The organism is Guptibacillus sedimenti, assembly GCF_028610665.1.
In the GTDB taxonomy this organism is placed as follows: domain Bacteria; phylum Bacillota; class Bacilli; order Bacillales; family Guptibacillaceae; genus Guptibacillus; species Guptibacillus sedimenti.
In genome coordinates this window covers 80,377-97,339 of the sequence record NZ_JAQQWV010000006.1, presented here as the reverse complement: position 1 = coordinate 97,339, position 16,963 = coordinate 80,377, and the positions used below count along the sequence as shown (strand labels likewise).

Here is a 16,963-nt window from a genome sequence, read left to right as displayed (position 1 = left end):
GTTGAACCCACCGGCGAACCATTTTGGGGTCAATTTCTAATTCTCTTCCTACTGTTTTGTAACCCATTCCCTCTTTCAGATACATATCTACAGCTTTTTTCTTAAATGGCACATCATATGTTTTCCTGATTTCTCCCATAGAAAAATCCCCTCCATAGTAGACAGCTTAATGTGCTTTCTTTTCTCTGTCTACTATGTGGGGATCATATCATAAACGGGATGCTTTCACCTTATTTCTGTTCTTTTTCTTGTGCAGGATCTTCTTGTACTGGTTCTGTTTGATCAACATTATAGTCGTAATCACTACGATCAACAGGAGTGAAACCTTCAGGCTCATAGAAGCGCAGTAAATCGCCGTAGACTACTTTATCTGAGAGTTCAAGTGACTCTTCGACAAACTGTCCTGGCTGCTCACATTGTTCAGCATCTACTTTTTCACCTGATGGATTCGCATAACACTTCTCATTAACAGACGTCACTTCTGGCGTTACGAAATCACCATTACGGAATGGCACGATTTCACGATGATCTTCTGAAAGGAGATCAGATCCAAACGAAATATAATCATCTGTTTCAACGCCTAGTAGATGAAGAACGGTATCACGGATGTCCATATGCCCACCATATTCATGAACCTGCTTACCTTCTACACCAGGTGCAGTAATGAACAGAGGTACACGCTGTAGCTGTGCATTTTCATATGGGCCTACTTCCTCACCCATTACTTCAGACATCGCCTTATTATGGTTATTTGAAATACCATAATGATCCCCATACATAACAATCACGGTGTTGTCATAAAGTCCTGATTCTTTCAAATCGTTAAAGAATTGTTCGATGGATTCATCCATATATTTCGCTGTTTGGAAGTAACCATTTACAACTGCATCATTCGTTTCAGGTGTTGGGAAATCAACATCCCCTTCATCCATTGTAAACGGAAAATGGTTCGATAAAGTTAGCATTTTCGCGTGAAACGGTTGTTCGAGACTTTCAAGATATGGCATAGATTGTTCAAAGAATGGCTTATCTTTTAGACCATAGTTATGAACATCTTCTTCGTTCATATCGTAATAGCTTGAATCAAAGAATTTCTGAATACCAAATGACTTATACATCTCATCACGGTTCCAGAACGTTTTACCATTACCGTGTAGGGAAGATGTTGAGTAGCCTTTTTGCTCTAAAATGGCTGGCTGCGCCTGATACGTGTTCCGCGCTTTCTCCATCGCTACTGATCCACTTGGTAGTGGATACAGAGAGTTTGCCATCATAAACTCAGCGTCCGACGTTTTTCCCTGTCCAACTTGATGGAAAATATTATCGAAATAGAATGTGTTTTGATCTTCAACAAGACTGTTTAAGAACGGCGTTACTTCCTGACCATCGATTTCTTTTCCGATTACAAAGCTTTGCATCGATTCAAGGGAAATATAAATGACGTTCATTCCCTCAGCCTTACCGAAGTACTCCGGATTTGGCTCTGTTCGATTTGCTTCAACAAAGTTTCGAACATCTGTTAAATCATCACTGCTTGCAAACGCGCTTTGAGAGCTAGACTTAACAGTTGTAACAACGTCAAAAATTTGATAGTTGAATTGACCAAGATATTTCACAAGGTACGTGCGATCAAAAGCACGCGTTAAAAGCTCTGGACGATCAGCTTCAGCAAGTCCGAGATTCACTGTGAAGAAGACAGCTGCTGAGGCAAATACAAGTGCAATTTTCTTCTTTTTCATCGCGACTTGTGGCTTAATAACTTTAAATAAGATTAATCCAAGAATAAGCAACGTATCAATGAAATAAAACGCATCAGAGAACTGCATTAATGCAAAGGCACTGTCTTTCAGCTCTCCAGCATCATTTGTGTGCATGACTGTTGGAAGTGTAATAAAGTCATTAAAGAAACGGTAGTACACGACATTTGCATAAAGAATAAAGGAAAGGACAAAATCAATAATTAGAATCGCCCATGCTCGTTTACGTCCTTTGAAGAATAGGGCAAACCCAAAGAATAGCAACAAAGAACTAATCGGGTTTAAGACTAATAGAAACGACTGCATACCATTTTGAATTCCAAGATCAAATTCAGTTTGATAGACAGCATACGTTTTTAACCAGAATAATAGAATGACACCAAAGAACAACGCCCATGGCTTATTAATCTGACTGCTTAATTTATTTCGCATGCCAGTTGAAGACCTCCTTGTAGAATTACATACTGTGTTGAATATATTTTAAATGTAAAAATGTTAATTTTTTTTAAATCCTAATACTTGAGTATAATACTCCCTAAAAAATTTAATGTCAAATTCCATTACATTTGCTTTCAGTTCATTTTTCTTCAATGAAAACGTTCTTTTAATACAGCAGTAACGTACCCAACTGATTCGTAACTCTTCTGTTAAAGAGCAGTGAAATATCGGTAAAAAAATAACAATAATTAGAAAGGTACTACCATTTGTCTCTTTATATTTGGTTTATTCCCAGTTTCTGTTCCAATCGTTTCAAGTATATTACATTTATCATCTTTTTATAAAAGCATAAAGTCATGATTTCATTTACGATATTGTGACAACAAAAAAGCGCCTCGCTTTGAGACGCTTTTTTCGTTAGTCATTAACCGCTTTTGATTCAGTTTGACCTGCTCGATCTTCAGGCATTGCTTTTCGAATAAATAATGAAATAAGAAAGCCAGCTGCAGCAAAACCGAATGCAACAAGATAGACAAGTTCCACTCCCGACACGAGGGACTGACTAATTGTTGATGGGTCTGCTGGGTTAGCAGCATTATCGAGATAAGTCTGTTGACGTGTTGTCATAATGCTAATGAAAACAGAGACGCCGATGGCTCCTGAAACAGGTTGCAGCGTATTCATAATAGCCGTTCCGTGTGGATAAAGGTTTTTGGGAAGTCCATTTAGTCCATTTGTTTGAGCTGGCATCATGATTGCTGAAATCGAAAGCATGAGCAAAATATAAGTGGAAACAATTAACACAATGGATGTATCAACCTTCACTGTACTAAACACGAACATAACACCGGTCAATACAAGAGCAGCAGGAATTATTAATTTCCTTGGTCCAAACTTATCGAACAACTTCCCCATTACTGGTGACATTAAGCCATTTAACAGCGCACCAGGCAGTAGAATCAATCCGGCCGTTTGTGGCGATAAACCGAGCGGACCTTGCATGTACATCGGTAAAATAATTTCAGATGAGAACATCGCCATTATAATGATAATAAATAGCAAGACGGCAACTGTGAACATCGGATATTTAAAGACTCGTACATCAAGCATTGGTTCTTTTAATTTCAACTGACGAAGTACAAAGATAATCAGGGAAACAACCCCAATCACAAGAGGTAAAAAGACTTGCGGAGCTAAGTAGCCAACTTCACCCTCACCCGCAAAACTAAATCCAAGTACAACGCCTCCAAATCCTAATGTAGAAAAGAGTATCGAAAGAATATCAACTTTAGGCTTCGTTACCTCCCCAACATTGCGAAGGAACTTGTAGCCAAAACCAATCGAAAACAGCGCGAAAGGAATAACGGTAATAAACAGATATCTCCAACCAAGATTGTCCACGATCACGCCTGAAAGGGTTGGGCCAATGGCCGGCGCAAACATAATCACGAGACCGATCGTCCCCATCACACTTCCTCGGCGTTCTGGAGGGAAAATGAGTAAAAATGTGTTAAAAATGATTGGAATTAATAATCCCGTACCTACTGCTTGTAACAGTCTACCGGTTAAAAGTATAGCGAAAGTCGGCGCGATTGCACATATAACGGTTCCGATTGTAAAAATCGTCATTGTGCCAAGAAACATCTGTCTTGTCGTATAGGACTGTAGCAGAAGTGCGGAAACCGGTGTTAAAATTCCCATTACCAGCAAGAAGCCGGTTGCCATCCATTGGACAGTGGCAGGTGTTACGCTAAACTTCTCCATTAACGTTGTTAATGCAATATTTAATAGTGTCTCATTTAAGATAGCAAAAAAAGCTCCGATGATAAGCGAGATCATGACTGGTTTAACATTAAAATTGGGATCATCAGCTAGGAATTCATACGTTTCCTTTTCCTCCATGGATTCCCCTCCTTTTCTCCTTAGCAGTTGTGCCCTAAATCTTGATTCCACTTAGGATTTACCGTTCAAAAACGTTTTAAACAACAGACAATATCTTACTATAACTAAAGCACTATTAAAAGAAATTAAGCTTATGAACTTGTTCACTTAACGGTTGATTGAGTAACTGAATGGTGAAACTTCAATCATATTAAGGATTTGTAAAAAACGCTCCCATCCCCTTGTGGATCAATCATTTACCCGTTAAAATTTGCTTATCAGCAATATCGAAAACCGATATCGAAATCAAATAATAAGAGGTGGTAGCATTTGGATAATAAAATACTAAGGAAACTTTTTCTAGGCTTTATTCAAATTCATATTCTTCACCATGCTAAGGAAGAAGCGATCTACGGTTCATGGATGCTAGAAGAACTTCGTGAACACGGATATGAAATGAGCTCAGGTACCTTATATCCCATCCTTCACAATATGGAGAATGATGGTTTACTTTCGAAAGAAGAAAACAACGTAAATGGAAAGATACGAAAATATTACCGTACGACCGAAAAAGGCAATCGAATATTGTTAGAAGCCCAATCGAAAGCGTACGAACTATTTAAAGAAATCAAAGACTAATGGAGGGTCAAGATGACTGGTAAACACTCTTTCAAAACCTTTATTGAAATTCTTCTCGTATCAACGCGACTGGGTTTAACTTCATTTGGAGGTCCTGTTGCGCATCTTGCTTATTTTAAGGATGAATATGTTGATCGAAGGAAGTGGCTTGATGACAAAATGTATGCTGACATTATTGCACTATGTCAATTTTTGCCGGGACCTGCTAGCAGTCAAGTTGGAATAGCAATCGGTATGATGCGGGGTGGGATGTTTGGTGGCTTCCTATCATGGTTTGGCTTCACAGTTCCTTCTATCATCATTCTTGTCATCTTTGCCCTGCTTTATCAAACCTTTTCGCTTGGTGATGGGACATTTATTCATAGCTTAAAAATTGTTGCGGCAGCAGTCGTGCTTCATGCCATTATTGGATTAGGTAAGAAATTAACACCCGATCGAACGAGAATTGCAATCGCCTTAGCCGCAGCTCTCATCATGCTACTCTATCCGTCTGCATGGATGCAGCTTCTTGTTATCGCAGGAGCTGGGCTACTAGGATTACGCTTTTTTAACGACAAAACAGAAACAACCGTAAAACCCTTTCCCGTTTCTATATCAAAAAAAGTTGGTGTTGGCTCGCTAGCCCTGTTAGGTACGCTCTTAATCGTTCTACCAATTCTCAACCGTTTAACCGATCATGCGCTTCTCAATTTATTTGACACGTTCTTTCGAGTAGGTGCGCTTGTATTCGGAGGAGGACATGTTGTCTTACCGATGATTGAACGAGAAATCGTTCCCCAGGGTCTTCTCTCAAGCGATCAATTCCTTGCAGGTTATGGAATGGCCCAAGCAGTTCCAGGTCCACTGTTTACGTTCGCAAGCTATCTCGGTACGATGCTAGGAGGCATTACGGGAGCAATCGTCGTCACCATAGCGATATTCTTACCGTCCTTTCTACTGATTACAGCTGCCCTCCCATTTCTAAATGAATTACGAAAGCGGGCTTCATTTCAAAAAGTTTTAATTGGCGTGAACGCTAGTGTGGTAGGTATTTTATTAGCGGCCTTTTATGACCCTGTTATTAAAAGCGCAATTAATTCAGGAGAAGATTTTGCCCTTGCCGCGATTTTATTCGCTTTACTCTCAATATGGAAGTTCCCAGCCTGGATGATCGTTGGTATAGGCATCATCGGCGGGTATCTCATTCAAATCATCAGTTCATTCTAAAAGAAGACGTCGCACTCATGCGACGTCTTCTTTCATTATAAGTCACTCGGCATTACGCCATCTTCTACTATGTTAATTTTCCATGCGACAATTGTGGTGCTATCTCTGACACCTTTAACCTCTATCTCTGCTAATAATTGTTGAACACCATCTTGCACCGACTGATTTTTCATTCGAGCCACGACTTGATCTGGCAAATGAAAATTTGCGTGAGGACACTCAAGTAATCCATCCGTTGTTAAGAAAATGAGGTTATCCCCTTTTCTTAACTCTTTTGTGCCGGTGCTATAGCACGGGACAATTGAATCAAATGTGTTCACTTCTCCGATCCACTCGTAGAAACTTCGATGATTTTGCACCAACTCTCCAAGCGCTTCCAGCTCTGGATGAATCAAAAGCAATAAACAATCACCAACGGAGAACCACCATAGATACTTATCTTTTCGAACGACAATTAAACAGGCCGTCTCCCCTTCCACTTCCCGGCACTTTTGTTTAAATGTTGCGTTTTGAAAAAGGCCAACTACAGCTTCGCGCAATTCACTCACTGCTTCTTGCGTCTTTTTTATAAGAGTGTTCGTAAACAACGAGTGATATCGCTCAACTTCATCTAAAATAAGCGCTGCACTACTAGCTGTTTTATGTGCATCTAATAGGACTGCAAATTCCCAATCTACTCCAGTCCAAACGAGACAACCGTCTTCATTCTTATTCTGTCCTGCTGAAGTGTTCCCTCCAAAACGACCAACCGAGACGTTCCCAACCTCAGTACAGGTAGGTTCATCTAAATAAGGATACATACTCCCTACCCAGCTCAATTGATAACTTTTTCCTATCTTAGAACTAGTTTCAGTAAGTTTAAGACTCCTGTCAGACACCAATACTGAAATGACTTCTTCAGGATAGATACGTAATCCGTTTAGTTCAGAAACCGGTACCCAAACCGCTTTATACGCGCCTCGTTTATGAGAAGAAGACCGATACTCGCTACCGGTTCCGTTTCCAAATTCACCACTGAGGATTTCGGCTGTATAGTAAAAATGTTCCCCATTCAATTGAAAAGAAGTATATAACGCTTTTACACGTACGTCTACTCCTAGTTCTTCGAGGGCTTCTCTTTTAGCAGCTTGTTTGTGTGTTTCACTTTCTTCGATTCCACCACCTGGAATAACATAATACGTTTCATCATTTCGATTTCGCTCTATTAAAGCGATATGATCATCTTGAATGATGATCACTCCCGCTCTGTTTCGATCCATCACGTACCTCCTATCCGCCTAACATCATTAAGACATTCGCAACAATAGTGAGGACTTCCTTCTTTTACAGGGGATTATTGAATACTTCCTTTACAATAACTACACACTTCATATAACTCCTTATCAATCAGCTTTTGAAGATAGAGATGATCGTGCGTGCCCTCTCTCTTTGTAATAGGTGTTGTATGAAATTCACATTGATCACCAGCAAATGGTGTGCGATGAATAATGCGCTTTGAATGATCGATTAGGTATTTCATTATCTTCCTCCTTGTCTGATTCTATATTCATAGTGTGTTTTCTGCTGCATTGGAAGGATAAGAAAATATAAAAAAGCCAAAAAGAACCAGAAGTCTGGTTCTTTTTGGCTTATAACTGGTTCTATCGCCCAGTTTATTTCCACCTAGTATCTGTTTGGTTTAAGAATTAATGTAATATAGCTTTTATCTAGATTAAAATCCCAGTCTACAAAAATATCTTCTACTTTTGTAGCAAGGATTGATTCAAATTGTTGATCATGAAGCAAGCTTTTCTCAAGCCGTCTTTTCGATAATTTTAATTGTTCTTCAAAACCATCGCGAATTAACTCTTTCTCTATGCGAACGAGAATACCGTCCCGAAGCACAACGAGCGTTCGGTCATTTAGCATGCAGGAATCTACTTTCTCTGGTGCTTTTTCCGCAAGCATACTGACTCGGATAATTTCCTCATGAACGCGTTCTTTTTTATCATATTCAGGAAGTGCTTTACCTTCCATTTCATTGATGTTATTCATGACACCAACAATAACTCCTGAGCGATTTTGAAGAGACCAATCATGATAAAATGACTGGATTTCAATACCTGTCATCACTCGAATGGATGCTTTAATTTCAGGTAACAAGCCTTGAATCAGCAAATCACGCGTTTCTTCAACACGCATATCTTCTTTCTGATCCACTAGTACTCGTTCCATCGGTGCAAGAAAATCGCGAAAATATATTGTCATATACGGTTCCTGTATCGATACGTAAACCGATGATGGGCCTTTCCCAAAGTTATCTCTTAACAGTTTGCCGACATAACTCGCAATTTCAGCTTCATTTGACTTACGTTCCATTAGGTTCACCCTTTATTCTAAGATAGGAACATCGTATTTCCTATCCAGTATTCATTATAGTAGTCTTTCCACTTTATTAAAAGAATATGGATTGAATTTGATATTTCATTTAGATGACAGGATCGTCATGATAGTGACATGATTACTTGTCTCGTTTTGTCATTCGCTTCAATACCTCCCCTAAACCGTTAGGGTAACAGTGGATGTTCTCCTCAACTACATCCTTAATCGATATCCAGTTCGCTACCGCATCATGTTCAAGAAATGAATACGCGTCCTTTTCATAATATTTTGGTTCACCAAACGATACACTATAAATCTGAATGATTTCGTGCGACCATTCCTCACCAATTTGAAATCGATTTTCTAGGCAAGTTAGGGACTGATTTACGTCCACTTCAATTCCAAGCTCTTCTTTAAATTCTCTTACTACCGTTACTTTAGAATGCTCTCCAACCTCTATATTCCCTCCAAGTGGACGATAATAACTTCCAAATCCTTTTGAATGCTTTCCATAATAAGCTTCAACTAACATCTCTTGTTCTCTAAAAAGGAGCCCAAGTGCTTTTACTTTTATCATTCACTACCTCCTTTTGTGTTTTTTCCTTTTTCGTCTCACCAGTAACAAGACGACCCGCTGAAAAACGACCGCAAGCGCACCGAGTGACATGATCATACCTGGCCGTACTGCACGGTCATCCTCGAAAAGGAAAATGAGAAGAATGGCAATGAGCACAAGAGAAAGTGTAAGAATAAAAAGCACGCTCTTTTTCAAGTGGGAGGCCTCCTTTTATGTATGACTGGACATATCTGCATACTCCTAGACAAAACAGATAGAATTTCCTACAAAAAACCAGAGGACATAACATCCTCTGGTTTGTACTTCTCTTACTTGAAAATCTGATCGATACGCTGGATTTCTTCACTTGTTAACTTCACATCAAGTGTTTTCAAGTTATCAACAACCTGTTCTTGACGCTTAGCCCCTGGGATAAGCACATCAATGCTGTCACGCGTTAAATACCAAGCAAGGATAAGGTGTGTAACCTCAACGCCTTTTGCGTTCGCAATATTTCGGACCTGATCAACTTTCTTTAGGTTTGCTTTAAAAGCTTCTCCCTGGAAAAGAGGATCCTTCGAGCGAATATCATCGAACGTCGTGTTCTCATCATATTTACCTGCTAGAAGTCCAGAAGCAAGTGGGAAGTATGGGATAAAGGAAATCCCCTGTTCCGCAGTATAAGGAAGAAGATCTTCCTCAGCATCGCGATGAAACAAGTTGTAATGACTTTGAAGCACATCCACATAGCCATCCTTGTTTGCTTCTTTTAACTGCTCTAAATCAAAATTAGAAACACCAATCGATTTAATTTTCCCTTGATCTTTCAATTCTTTAAGAGCACCTACTGCTTCAGCTTTGTTCGTATGTTCATCTGGAAAATGAATATAGAATAGATCGATGTAATCTGTTTGAAGTCGCTTTAAGCTATTCTCCACAGATTGTTTTAGGAACGAAGGTGAATTGTTATAAACAACTTCTTCTCCTTTAAATTCATGAGCGCCTTTTGTTGCCAGAACGATATCGTCTCGGCTTCCCCGTTCTTTGATCACTTCACCAACAAGTTCTTCAGAGCGCTCAGGTCCGTATATATAAGCTGTATCCAATAAATTAATACCATTATCTATTGCTGCTCTTACAAGATCTTTCCCTGTTTCTTCATTTAAATTCGGATAAATGTTATGTCCACCCACGGCGTTTGTACCTAAACCGATTGGGTTTGCCTGTAAACCAGATTTTCCAATTTGTACTTTTGCCACTTTCAATCATCCTTTCTGTTAAAAGCTACACAAAGTACATTACCACTTCTTAGTAATTGGAAAACATCGTTACGTGCTTTCAATCCACTTCTCTCGATCCTCTAATGCAGGCTCTGCAATTAATTCAGAGTGAATCAATCGTTCACGGATGCCGTCTAACATGGCTTTTTCTTTTGAATTCATCTTAGTAACATCGTATTTTTTATGAAATACAGTATAGAGTTCAAAATCTCTTAATCGAATAAAATAAGGAAGCGTTTTAAGCCATTCATAAGAGACATTTGCTTCTTCTCGATACCCTTTCAAAAAGGAACGTAAAAATGCTGTAGCAAAGCTCGATCGTTCTGTAAAAGACGCGGTTCCACATTTTTGCCAAACCGCATAATAGAGAGGAATCGCAATATCACTTACATAATAATGATACATCGCATCGTCGAAATCAAATAGATGAATCGCATTACCATCATAATGAAAGTTTCCGTGATGGACATCGGAGTGAATGAGACCAAACGTATTTCCTGTTTCATGAAACGTCTGGATTTCTTCGATCAGCCTTTTCCCTTCAATTATGATTCTTGCATCTTCAGGTTTGGAGAGATACCGGTCGAATTGAAGCAAGTCACCTTCATCCCATCTCGCTCGCATGAATGAAACCTTGTTCTTCATCGAAAAACGGTGCATCTTCCCAATCTCTTTTCCCCATGCTTCGAATAGAGCGGGTCCAAAAAAGTCGTCATTTACTTTAATCGCATTACCAGGCACCCTTTCAAATAAACAAGCATAAAACGTCCCCTTCTCTGTTAAGATTAGTTCTACCATTTCATTCTTTATAGAAGGGTAGGCGCGTGCCACTTGAACGCCTGCATCGCTTAATTGATTGACCCACAGGAGTTCGGATTTTATTTCTTCAAGAGTACGGTGAGAGCTATGAGTAAAACGAAGGATCCATGTTCTTTCATTCTCTTTAACTTCATAAACATAGTTTTCAAAATCGCCTAGCTTTCTTATATTCGATACTTGAATACCAAATCGATCAATCGCTTCATCCACGTACGTTTCGGAGAACATTGCTTCAATCCAGGGTTCCATCTCCACATCCTCCTTCTTCCTTCTTTTCTACTACCATTAAATTCGACTTATCTCTTTCATTTCCTTTTAAACGATAAAACGCTCCCAGAAGTGGGAGCGTTTAACCTTACTTTGTTTCTTCCGTTACTAGCTTTAATGGAACCGGAATTGTTTCATCAACTTCGTTCCCTTTTAATACATCAACACCTGCCTGAACGGCGAGTGAACCGATTTGTTCAGGTTGCTGTGCAACAGTCGCTGATAGCTTTCCATCTTGAATACTATTAATCGCATCTTCATTTCCATCGAATCCAACAACGAGAATGTCTTTCCCCGAACTTTGAATAGCCTGTAGAGCTCCAAGCGCCATCTCGTCATTGTGGGCGAATACGGCTTCGATATCCGGATTACCTTGAAGCAAGTTTTCCATCGTATTTAAACCTTCTGTACGATCAAAATTAGCTGTCTGTTTTGCAACAACATCTAGCTTCTCATCTGCAATGTTGTGGAACCCTTTTCCTCGTTCACGAGTAGCCGATGCACCGGGTACTCCTTCAAGCTCAGCTACTTTTGCCTCTTCTCCTAACTGCTCCACTAAAAACTCGCCAGCCATTTCTCCGCCTTTTTCATTATCCGAAGAAACAAGAGTGGCTACATCGCCTTTCTCCGCAGAGCGGTCAAGCGTAACGACTGGAATACCCAGGCTATTCGCTGATTGGACAGCAGTCGAAATCGCTGCTGAATCAGTTGGATTAATCAATAATACATCGACTCCCTGCTGAATCAGATCTTCAACATCGCTAATTTGCTTTGCCGCATCATTTTGCGCATCTACGACAACAATGTCCATGCCTTTTTCTTTCGCTTCAGCTTCTACCCCATCTTTCATCGATACGAAAAAGGGATTATTTAACGTTGAAACGGATAAACCAATTTTAATATCCTCTATATCTGTCTCCTGACTCGGCTTTGCCCATTCAGGCGGTTGAAGCGAACACGCTCCAAGCACAAGCAATGACAAACTGAGCAGGAATGGCAATAACTTTTTCATAGAAATCCTCCTAAGCTGCTTTTTTACGATCAATCAACACAGCAATGATAATAACAACACCTTTGACGACCATCTGGAAGAAAGAAGATACACCAAGCAAATTTAAGCCGTTATTTAACGTACCAATAATCAGTGCACCGATTAATGTTCCAATAATTAAACCTCGACCTCCGGAAAGGCTTGTTCCGCCAAGAACAACTGCCGCGATTGCATCTAGCTCGTATGATGTTCCTGCAGTGGGTTGTGCTGAATTCAATCTTGACGTTAAAATCGCTCCTGCTAAAGCTGAAAGTAATCCAGCTAGAGAATAAATCATCACTTTCATGCGATTCACTTTAATACCTGAAATAAGAGCCGCTTTCTCATTTCCACCGATGGCATACGTTTTACGCCCAAAGGGTGTTTTATGCAGAATCACCCAGAGAACAGCGAATGATAGTAACATCGTGATCGCCGGAACTGGGATACCAAGGAAATAGCCTCTTCCGAAAAGCTGGAAAGCATAGCTATCGCCAAGCCCTGTAATCGGATTCCCATCTGTATAGACGAGGGTTAACCCTCGGAATAACGTCATCGTTGCAAGCGTTGCGATAAACGGAGCCATTTTTCCTTTCGTAATCAACAGTCCATTCACCATACCCATAACAGCTCCTAGCAAAGAACCTATGAGTATTGCCAAAATAGGGTCAATTCCTGACACCATCATGCCAGCCATCAGTGCACTTGAGAGTGCTAAAATCGAACCAACCGATAAATCAATTCCGCCTGTTAAAATAACAAATGTCATCCCATAAGCAATAAGCGCATTAATTGCCACTTGTCGAAGTAAATTCAATAAATTAAGTGGTTCTAAAAAACTTGGATTTAAGATGGAAACGGTTGCAACAAGAACGAGTAAACCTAATAGTGGTCCTAGCTTTTGCATCACATTCCCAACATGATTTGTTTTCATCGCATTATTCATCTTCTTGACCTCCTGTTGCCAGCGTCATTATTTTCTCTTGCGTTGCTTCATTCTTTGATACTTCTCCAGTCAGTTGACCTTCACGAAAAACAAGAATACGATCGCTCATACCAAGCACTTCCGGTAATTCAGAGGAAACCATGATAATCGCAACGCCACGATCCGTTAACTCATTCATTAATTGATAAATTTCACGCTTCGCCCCAACATCAACGCCGCGCGTAGGCTCATCTAAAATCAATACTTTCGGTCCAATCCCAATCCATTTAGCGATAACCACCTTTTGTTGATTACCTCCAGAAAGGTTTTTAGCACTTGTTCGAGCAGACTCGGTTTTAATCGTTAGCCGTTTAATGAGGAGTTCGACAAAGTCCTGCTCGCTTTTTTCATTGATTAAGCCTTTCGGAGCAAAGCTATAAAGACTCGGTAACGCGATATTATCTTTCAATGAGAAATCAAGCACAAGTCCCTCTTCTTTTCGATCTTCTGTAATAAAACCAAGGCCTAGTTGGACAGCTTGAGAAGGATTTTTAATGACTACTTTTTTGCCATTAATAAATATATCGCCTGTATATTTTCCATCCAGCCCAAAAATCGTCCGCATGACTTCTGTTCGACCAGCGCCCATTAATCCTGAAACCCCAACGATCTCACCGGACCTTACTGAGAAATTGACATTCTCAAACACGCCTTTTCTAGCGAGGCCTTTGACTTCTAACATCGTTTCACCAGGCTTTGGAGAACGTTCAGGAAAGCGATCAGTTAATTCTCGACCAACCATTTTTCGAACAACTTCATCAAAATTCGTCTCTGGAATCGCCTTTGTATCAACTGTTTTTCCATCTCGCATGACGGTAATGCTGTCACAGATCGTGAAGATCTCTTCCATGCGATGCGAAATGTAGACAATGGAAACCCCGCTTTTCTTCAACGAGCGAATCACCTGGAACAGCGTTTGAATCTCACGTTCCGTTAGCGCTGCCGTGGGCTCATCCATAATAATCACTTTCGCATCAGTCATCAATGCCTTTGCAATTTCAATCATCTGCTGCTGTCCAACGGAGCATTTTCCTGCTTCCTGATGAAGAGGAATGGAGATGGCTAGTTTCTTAAATTGCTCACCCGCAATCGCTTTCATTTTTTTCGTATGAATAAGACCAAAAGATGTAACCGGTTCCTTATTGATGAATAAATTCTCTAATACCGTTAACTCAGGCCAGATGTTTAGCTCTTGATGAATAAAAGCGACACCATTTTCTTCGGCTTCTTTCGGATTATCAAAAACCCGTTCCTTCCCATCGATCACAATTGTTCCATCATCTTTCTTATGAAGACCAGTAAGAATGTTCATGAGCGTAGACTTCCCAGCTCCATTCTCCCCCATCAATGCATGTACTTCGGCATCTTGAATGTCGATGTTCACGCCTTCAAGCACTTTGTTCGCTCCAAATGCTTTATGAATGTCTCTCATGCTAATTTGCATGCTGTTCACCTCGTTTAAAAGATTACTCCTGAATGAAGAATGCAATTGGCATAGGGCGTCGTTTCACCTGTACGGATAACAACTTTCGCCTGCCTCGTTTTCTCTTTAAATGCTTCATGGTCGACATAATTCCGTTCCGTTTCTTGAAGCTCCTGCTTTAGCCAATCATGCACCTTTTGGTTACTTTCAATTTCATTTGCAAGCGTCACACGTTCGACAACCATTTCATGAAGAAGTTCGCTCACCACATCTATAAACGCCGGCATTCCCGGTCGTAAGGCAAGATCAATTTTTGCCACACCGTCAGGAACAGGGAGACCAGCATCTGCGATAACAATCTGATCTGTATGCCCTAGATCTGCAAGAATTTTTGAAATATGACTATTTAACATCCCTCTTTTTTTCATTTTGATAGCATCCTTTCCACTTCTTCACGAGTCGGCATGCCACCCTGTGCCCCAAAACCAGTAACAGAAAGAGAAGCAGCGCGATTACCAAATATGATACTTTCCGTTAGCGTTTTTCCTTCCGCAATCGCTGTACCAAATGCAGCGTTGAAGGTATCTCCTGCTCCTGTTGTATCAATGGCTTCTACTTTAAATGAGGGAATCAACACTTCCTTCTGCCCATTGAAATAACGTACACCTGCTGCGCCTTCCGTAATAAATACCTTTTCAGGATACATTCTTAATGACTCATTCATTGATTGCCCACTAAATAAAACGTCTGCCTCATGTTCATTAGGTGTCATATACGTAGCTAAATCAATCACCTGCTGTGAGATGGGTCTTGCCGGCGCTGGGTTAAGTAACAACGGCACATTCACTTTCTGACATAACTCAGCTACAAACGCTACCGTTTCTTCCGGTATTTCTTGCTGAATCATGACCAGGTCGCAACTTTCAATGAGTTCAGCCTTCTTTTTAATATAAGAAGGCGTAATGTAATCATTCGCTCCTTTAACAACCACAATACTGTTATCGCCCTCTGCAAGAATGATGTGAGCTGTTCCGCTTTCAACTCCTGTAACCGGTTCCACATGGTCGGTTTTAACACCATTGTTTTTAAAGTTTCGTAGGATCGCCTCGCCGTAATGATCGTCACCGACACAGCCAATCATATGCACTTCTGCACCAAGCCTTGCCGCTGCAACTGCTTGATTTGCCCCTTTGCCGCCAGGGACGGTTTTAAATGATTCTCCTAATACCGTTTCTCCAGCTCCTGGACGTTTCTTGGAAGTTACTACAAGATCCATTGAGGAACTTCCGATAACAGCTATTTTCGCTCTACGCATTTGGATCAACCTTTCTTGTCGTATTTCGCTCAATTAGCGTAACTGGTAATTGAATCGTCTGATCAATTTCCTTTTCTTTTCGAATCATTCGAATGAGTAACTTCGCTGCTTCCTTCCCCATTTCATAAGCAGGTTGCCTAATTGTTGATAAAGAAGGATAGGACAAACTACTAAACGGGATATCATCGTAACCAATCAGCTGTAAGTCCTCCGGAATCCTTCTTCCAAGACGAAGTGCCTCATGTAAAATGGCAATTGCTACAATATCGTTACTTGCAATCACTCCATCCGTATCAGAATGCTTTTCAAAGAGCTCTTCAGCCCTTTTTCGTGCATCATCAAATGCATAAGAGGAAGTGGAGAGAACCGAAAAATCAACTTCCGCTGCACTTAATTCAGCGAGTGCTCCTTGGAATCGATCCATCGCTGGCTTTACATGGCCAGGTCCTTTAATCAGTGTAATTCTTTTTGAACCTCTCTCAACTAACGCTTTCGCTGCAAGTCGTCCTCCTTCGATTCCATCAGCATAAACAGAAGGATGTTGTTTTGACACACGATCTAGAAAGACAACAGGCAAATCAAGATTTGTATAATTCTCGTTTTCTGTATTATTTGTTGCTGAAATAAGGCCAACAACTTGATTTTGTAAAAAGGTTTGAATGTACTCTAATTCTTTCGTTGCCTCTTCATCACTGTTCCCAAGTAACAACCTGAATCCAGCACGGTTAACCTCATCCTCAATACCACGGGCTAACTGAGGAAAAAAAGGATTCGTGATATCAGGAAGAAGAAGTCCGATTAACCTTGATTCGCGTTTATAGAGTGAGCGCGCTACTTCATTTGGACTGTAGTTCAAACTTTTGATCGCACCCATCACGCGTTTTCTCGTTTCGGCTCCTACGTAACCATTATCATTTAGAACACGAGAAACGGTCGCAACAGATACTCCCGCTTGTTCTGCTACGTCTCGAATTGTAGCCATGTGCTTCACTCCTTCGCCTTTGTG

At 40.5% G+C, this 16,963-nt stretch carries 18 protein-coding genes; 2 read left to right on the top strand and 16 right to left on the bottom strand.

Annotated features, from left to right (window positions below; all coding sequences use genetic code 11):
• The 3 genes from PQ578_RS22445 to PQ578_RS19460 form a co-directional block, all read right to left on the bottom strand.
• Positions 1-139, bottom strand: a 139-nt coding sequence (locus tag PQ578_RS22445; protein WP_337958036.1) for a transposase, incomplete at its 3' end; no start/stop codon positions are given.
• A 91-nt stretch (positions 140-230) separates the two neighbouring features.
• On the bottom strand, positions 231-2,189 hold the full coding sequence (ltaS, locus tag PQ578_RS19465; RefSeq protein WP_273836182.1) for a lipoteichoic acid synthase: 1,959 nt from the start codon (positions 2,187-2,189) through the stop codon (positions 231-233).
• A 423-nt stretch (positions 2,190-2,612) separates the two neighbouring features.
• Positions 2,613-4,097: an MDR family MFS transporter gene (locus PQ578_RS19460; RefSeq protein ID WP_273836181.1), complete on the bottom strand. Its 1,485-nt coding sequence runs from the start codon at positions 4,095-4,097 to the stop codon at positions 2,613-2,615.
• A gap of 309 nt (positions 4,098-4,406) precedes the next feature.
• Here PQ578_RS19460 and PQ578_RS19455 point away from each other — a divergent pair, with 309 nt between their 5' ends.
• Both PQ578_RS19455 and chrA read left to right on the top strand, forming a co-directional pair.
• Positions 4,407-4,715 (top strand): PadR family transcriptional regulator, encoded by a 309-nt coding sequence (locus PQ578_RS19455; protein ID WP_224883059.1) that lies wholly within the window; start codon positions 4,407-4,409, stop codon positions 4,713-4,715.
• A gap of 12 nt (positions 4,716-4,727) precedes the next feature.
• Complete coding sequence (gene chrA, locus PQ578_RS19450) at positions 4,728-5,921, top strand: chromate efflux transporter (RefSeq protein ID WP_273836179.1); 1,194 nt, start codon at positions 4,728-4,730, stop codon at positions 5,919-5,921.
• 35 nt (positions 5,922-5,956) lie between these two features.
• On the opposite strand, the gene PQ578_RS22440 is transcribed toward chrA, so the two are convergent.
• The 13 genes from PQ578_RS22440 to PQ578_RS19380 all read right to left on the bottom strand — a co-directional run bounded on the left by PQ578_RS22440 (position 5,957) and on the right by PQ578_RS19380 (position 16,939).
• A complete protein-coding gene (locus PQ578_RS22440; protein ID WP_337958035.1) occupies positions 5,957-7,180 on the bottom strand; it encodes an NUDIX domain-containing protein in 1,224 nt (407 codons plus the stop codon).
• 74 nt (positions 7,181-7,254) lie between these two features.
• Positions 7,255-7,440 (bottom strand): hypothetical protein, encoded by a 186-nt coding sequence (locus PQ578_RS19435; protein WP_224883065.1) that lies wholly within the window; start codon positions 7,438-7,440, stop codon positions 7,255-7,257.
• 143 nt (positions 7,441-7,583) lie between these two features.
• Entirely contained in the window at positions 7,584-8,279 is a 696-nt protein-coding gene (locus PQ578_RS19430; protein ID WP_273836177.1) for a Na-translocating system protein MpsC family protein, read from the bottom strand.
• A 142-nt stretch (positions 8,280-8,421) separates the two neighbouring features.
• Positions 8,422-8,859, bottom strand: a complete 438-nt coding sequence (locus tag PQ578_RS19425) for an NUDIX domain-containing protein (protein ID WP_273836176.1) — start codon at positions 8,857-8,859, stop codon at positions 8,422-8,424.
• Between the two features lie 3 nt (positions 8,860-8,862).
• On the bottom strand, positions 8,863-9,054 hold the full coding sequence (locus PQ578_RS19420; RefSeq protein ID WP_098442433.1) for a hypothetical protein: 192 nt from the start codon (positions 9,052-9,054) through the stop codon (positions 8,863-8,865).
• A 113-nt stretch (positions 9,055-9,167) separates the two neighbouring features.
• Positions 9,168-10,097, bottom strand: coding sequence for an aldo/keto reductase (locus tag PQ578_RS19415; protein ID WP_098442432.1), 930 nt, complete (start codon positions 10,095-10,097; stop codon positions 9,168-9,170).
• Positions 10,098-10,166: 69 nt separating this feature from the next.
• Entirely contained in the window at positions 10,167-11,186 is a 1,020-nt protein-coding gene (locus tag PQ578_RS19410; RefSeq protein WP_273836173.1) for a phosphotransferase enzyme family protein, read from the bottom strand.
• Between the two features lie 106 nt (positions 11,187-11,292).
• Positions 11,293-12,216: a ribose ABC transporter substrate-binding protein RbsB gene (gene rbsB / locus PQ578_RS19405; RefSeq protein ID WP_273836171.1), complete on the bottom strand. Its 924-nt coding sequence runs from the start codon at positions 12,214-12,216 to the stop codon at positions 11,293-11,295.
• Between the two features lie 10 nt (positions 12,217-12,226).
• A complete protein-coding gene (rbsC, locus tag PQ578_RS19400; protein WP_159781366.1) occupies positions 12,227-13,180 on the bottom strand; it encodes a ribose ABC transporter permease RbsC in 954 nt (317 codons plus the stop codon).
• Positions 13,173-14,663, bottom strand: a complete 1,491-nt coding sequence (locus PQ578_RS19395) for a sugar ABC transporter ATP-binding protein (RefSeq protein WP_273836170.1) — start codon at positions 14,661-14,663, stop codon at positions 13,173-13,175. The genes rbsC and PQ578_RS19395 overlap by 8 nt, the downstream gene beginning before the upstream one ends.
• Positions 14,664-14,677: 14 nt before the next feature.
• The gene (gene rbsD, locus PQ578_RS19390) at positions 14,678-15,070 is read right to left on the bottom strand and encodes a D-ribose pyranase (protein WP_273836169.1); all 393 of its coding nucleotides are present in this window, start codon (positions 15,068-15,070) and stop codon (positions 14,678-14,680) included.
• Positions 15,067-15,957: a ribokinase gene (gene rbsK, locus PQ578_RS19385; RefSeq protein WP_273836168.1), complete on the bottom strand. Its 891-nt coding sequence runs from the start codon at positions 15,955-15,957 to the stop codon at positions 15,067-15,069. Before rbsK ends, rbsD begins: the two co-directional genes overlap by 4 nt.
• Complete coding sequence (locus tag PQ578_RS19380) at positions 15,950-16,939, bottom strand: LacI family DNA-binding transcriptional regulator (RefSeq protein WP_273836167.1); 990 nt, start codon at positions 16,937-16,939, stop codon at positions 15,950-15,952. Before PQ578_RS19380 ends, rbsK begins: the two co-directional genes overlap by 8 nt.
• Positions 16,940-16,963 lie beyond the last annotated feature (24 nt).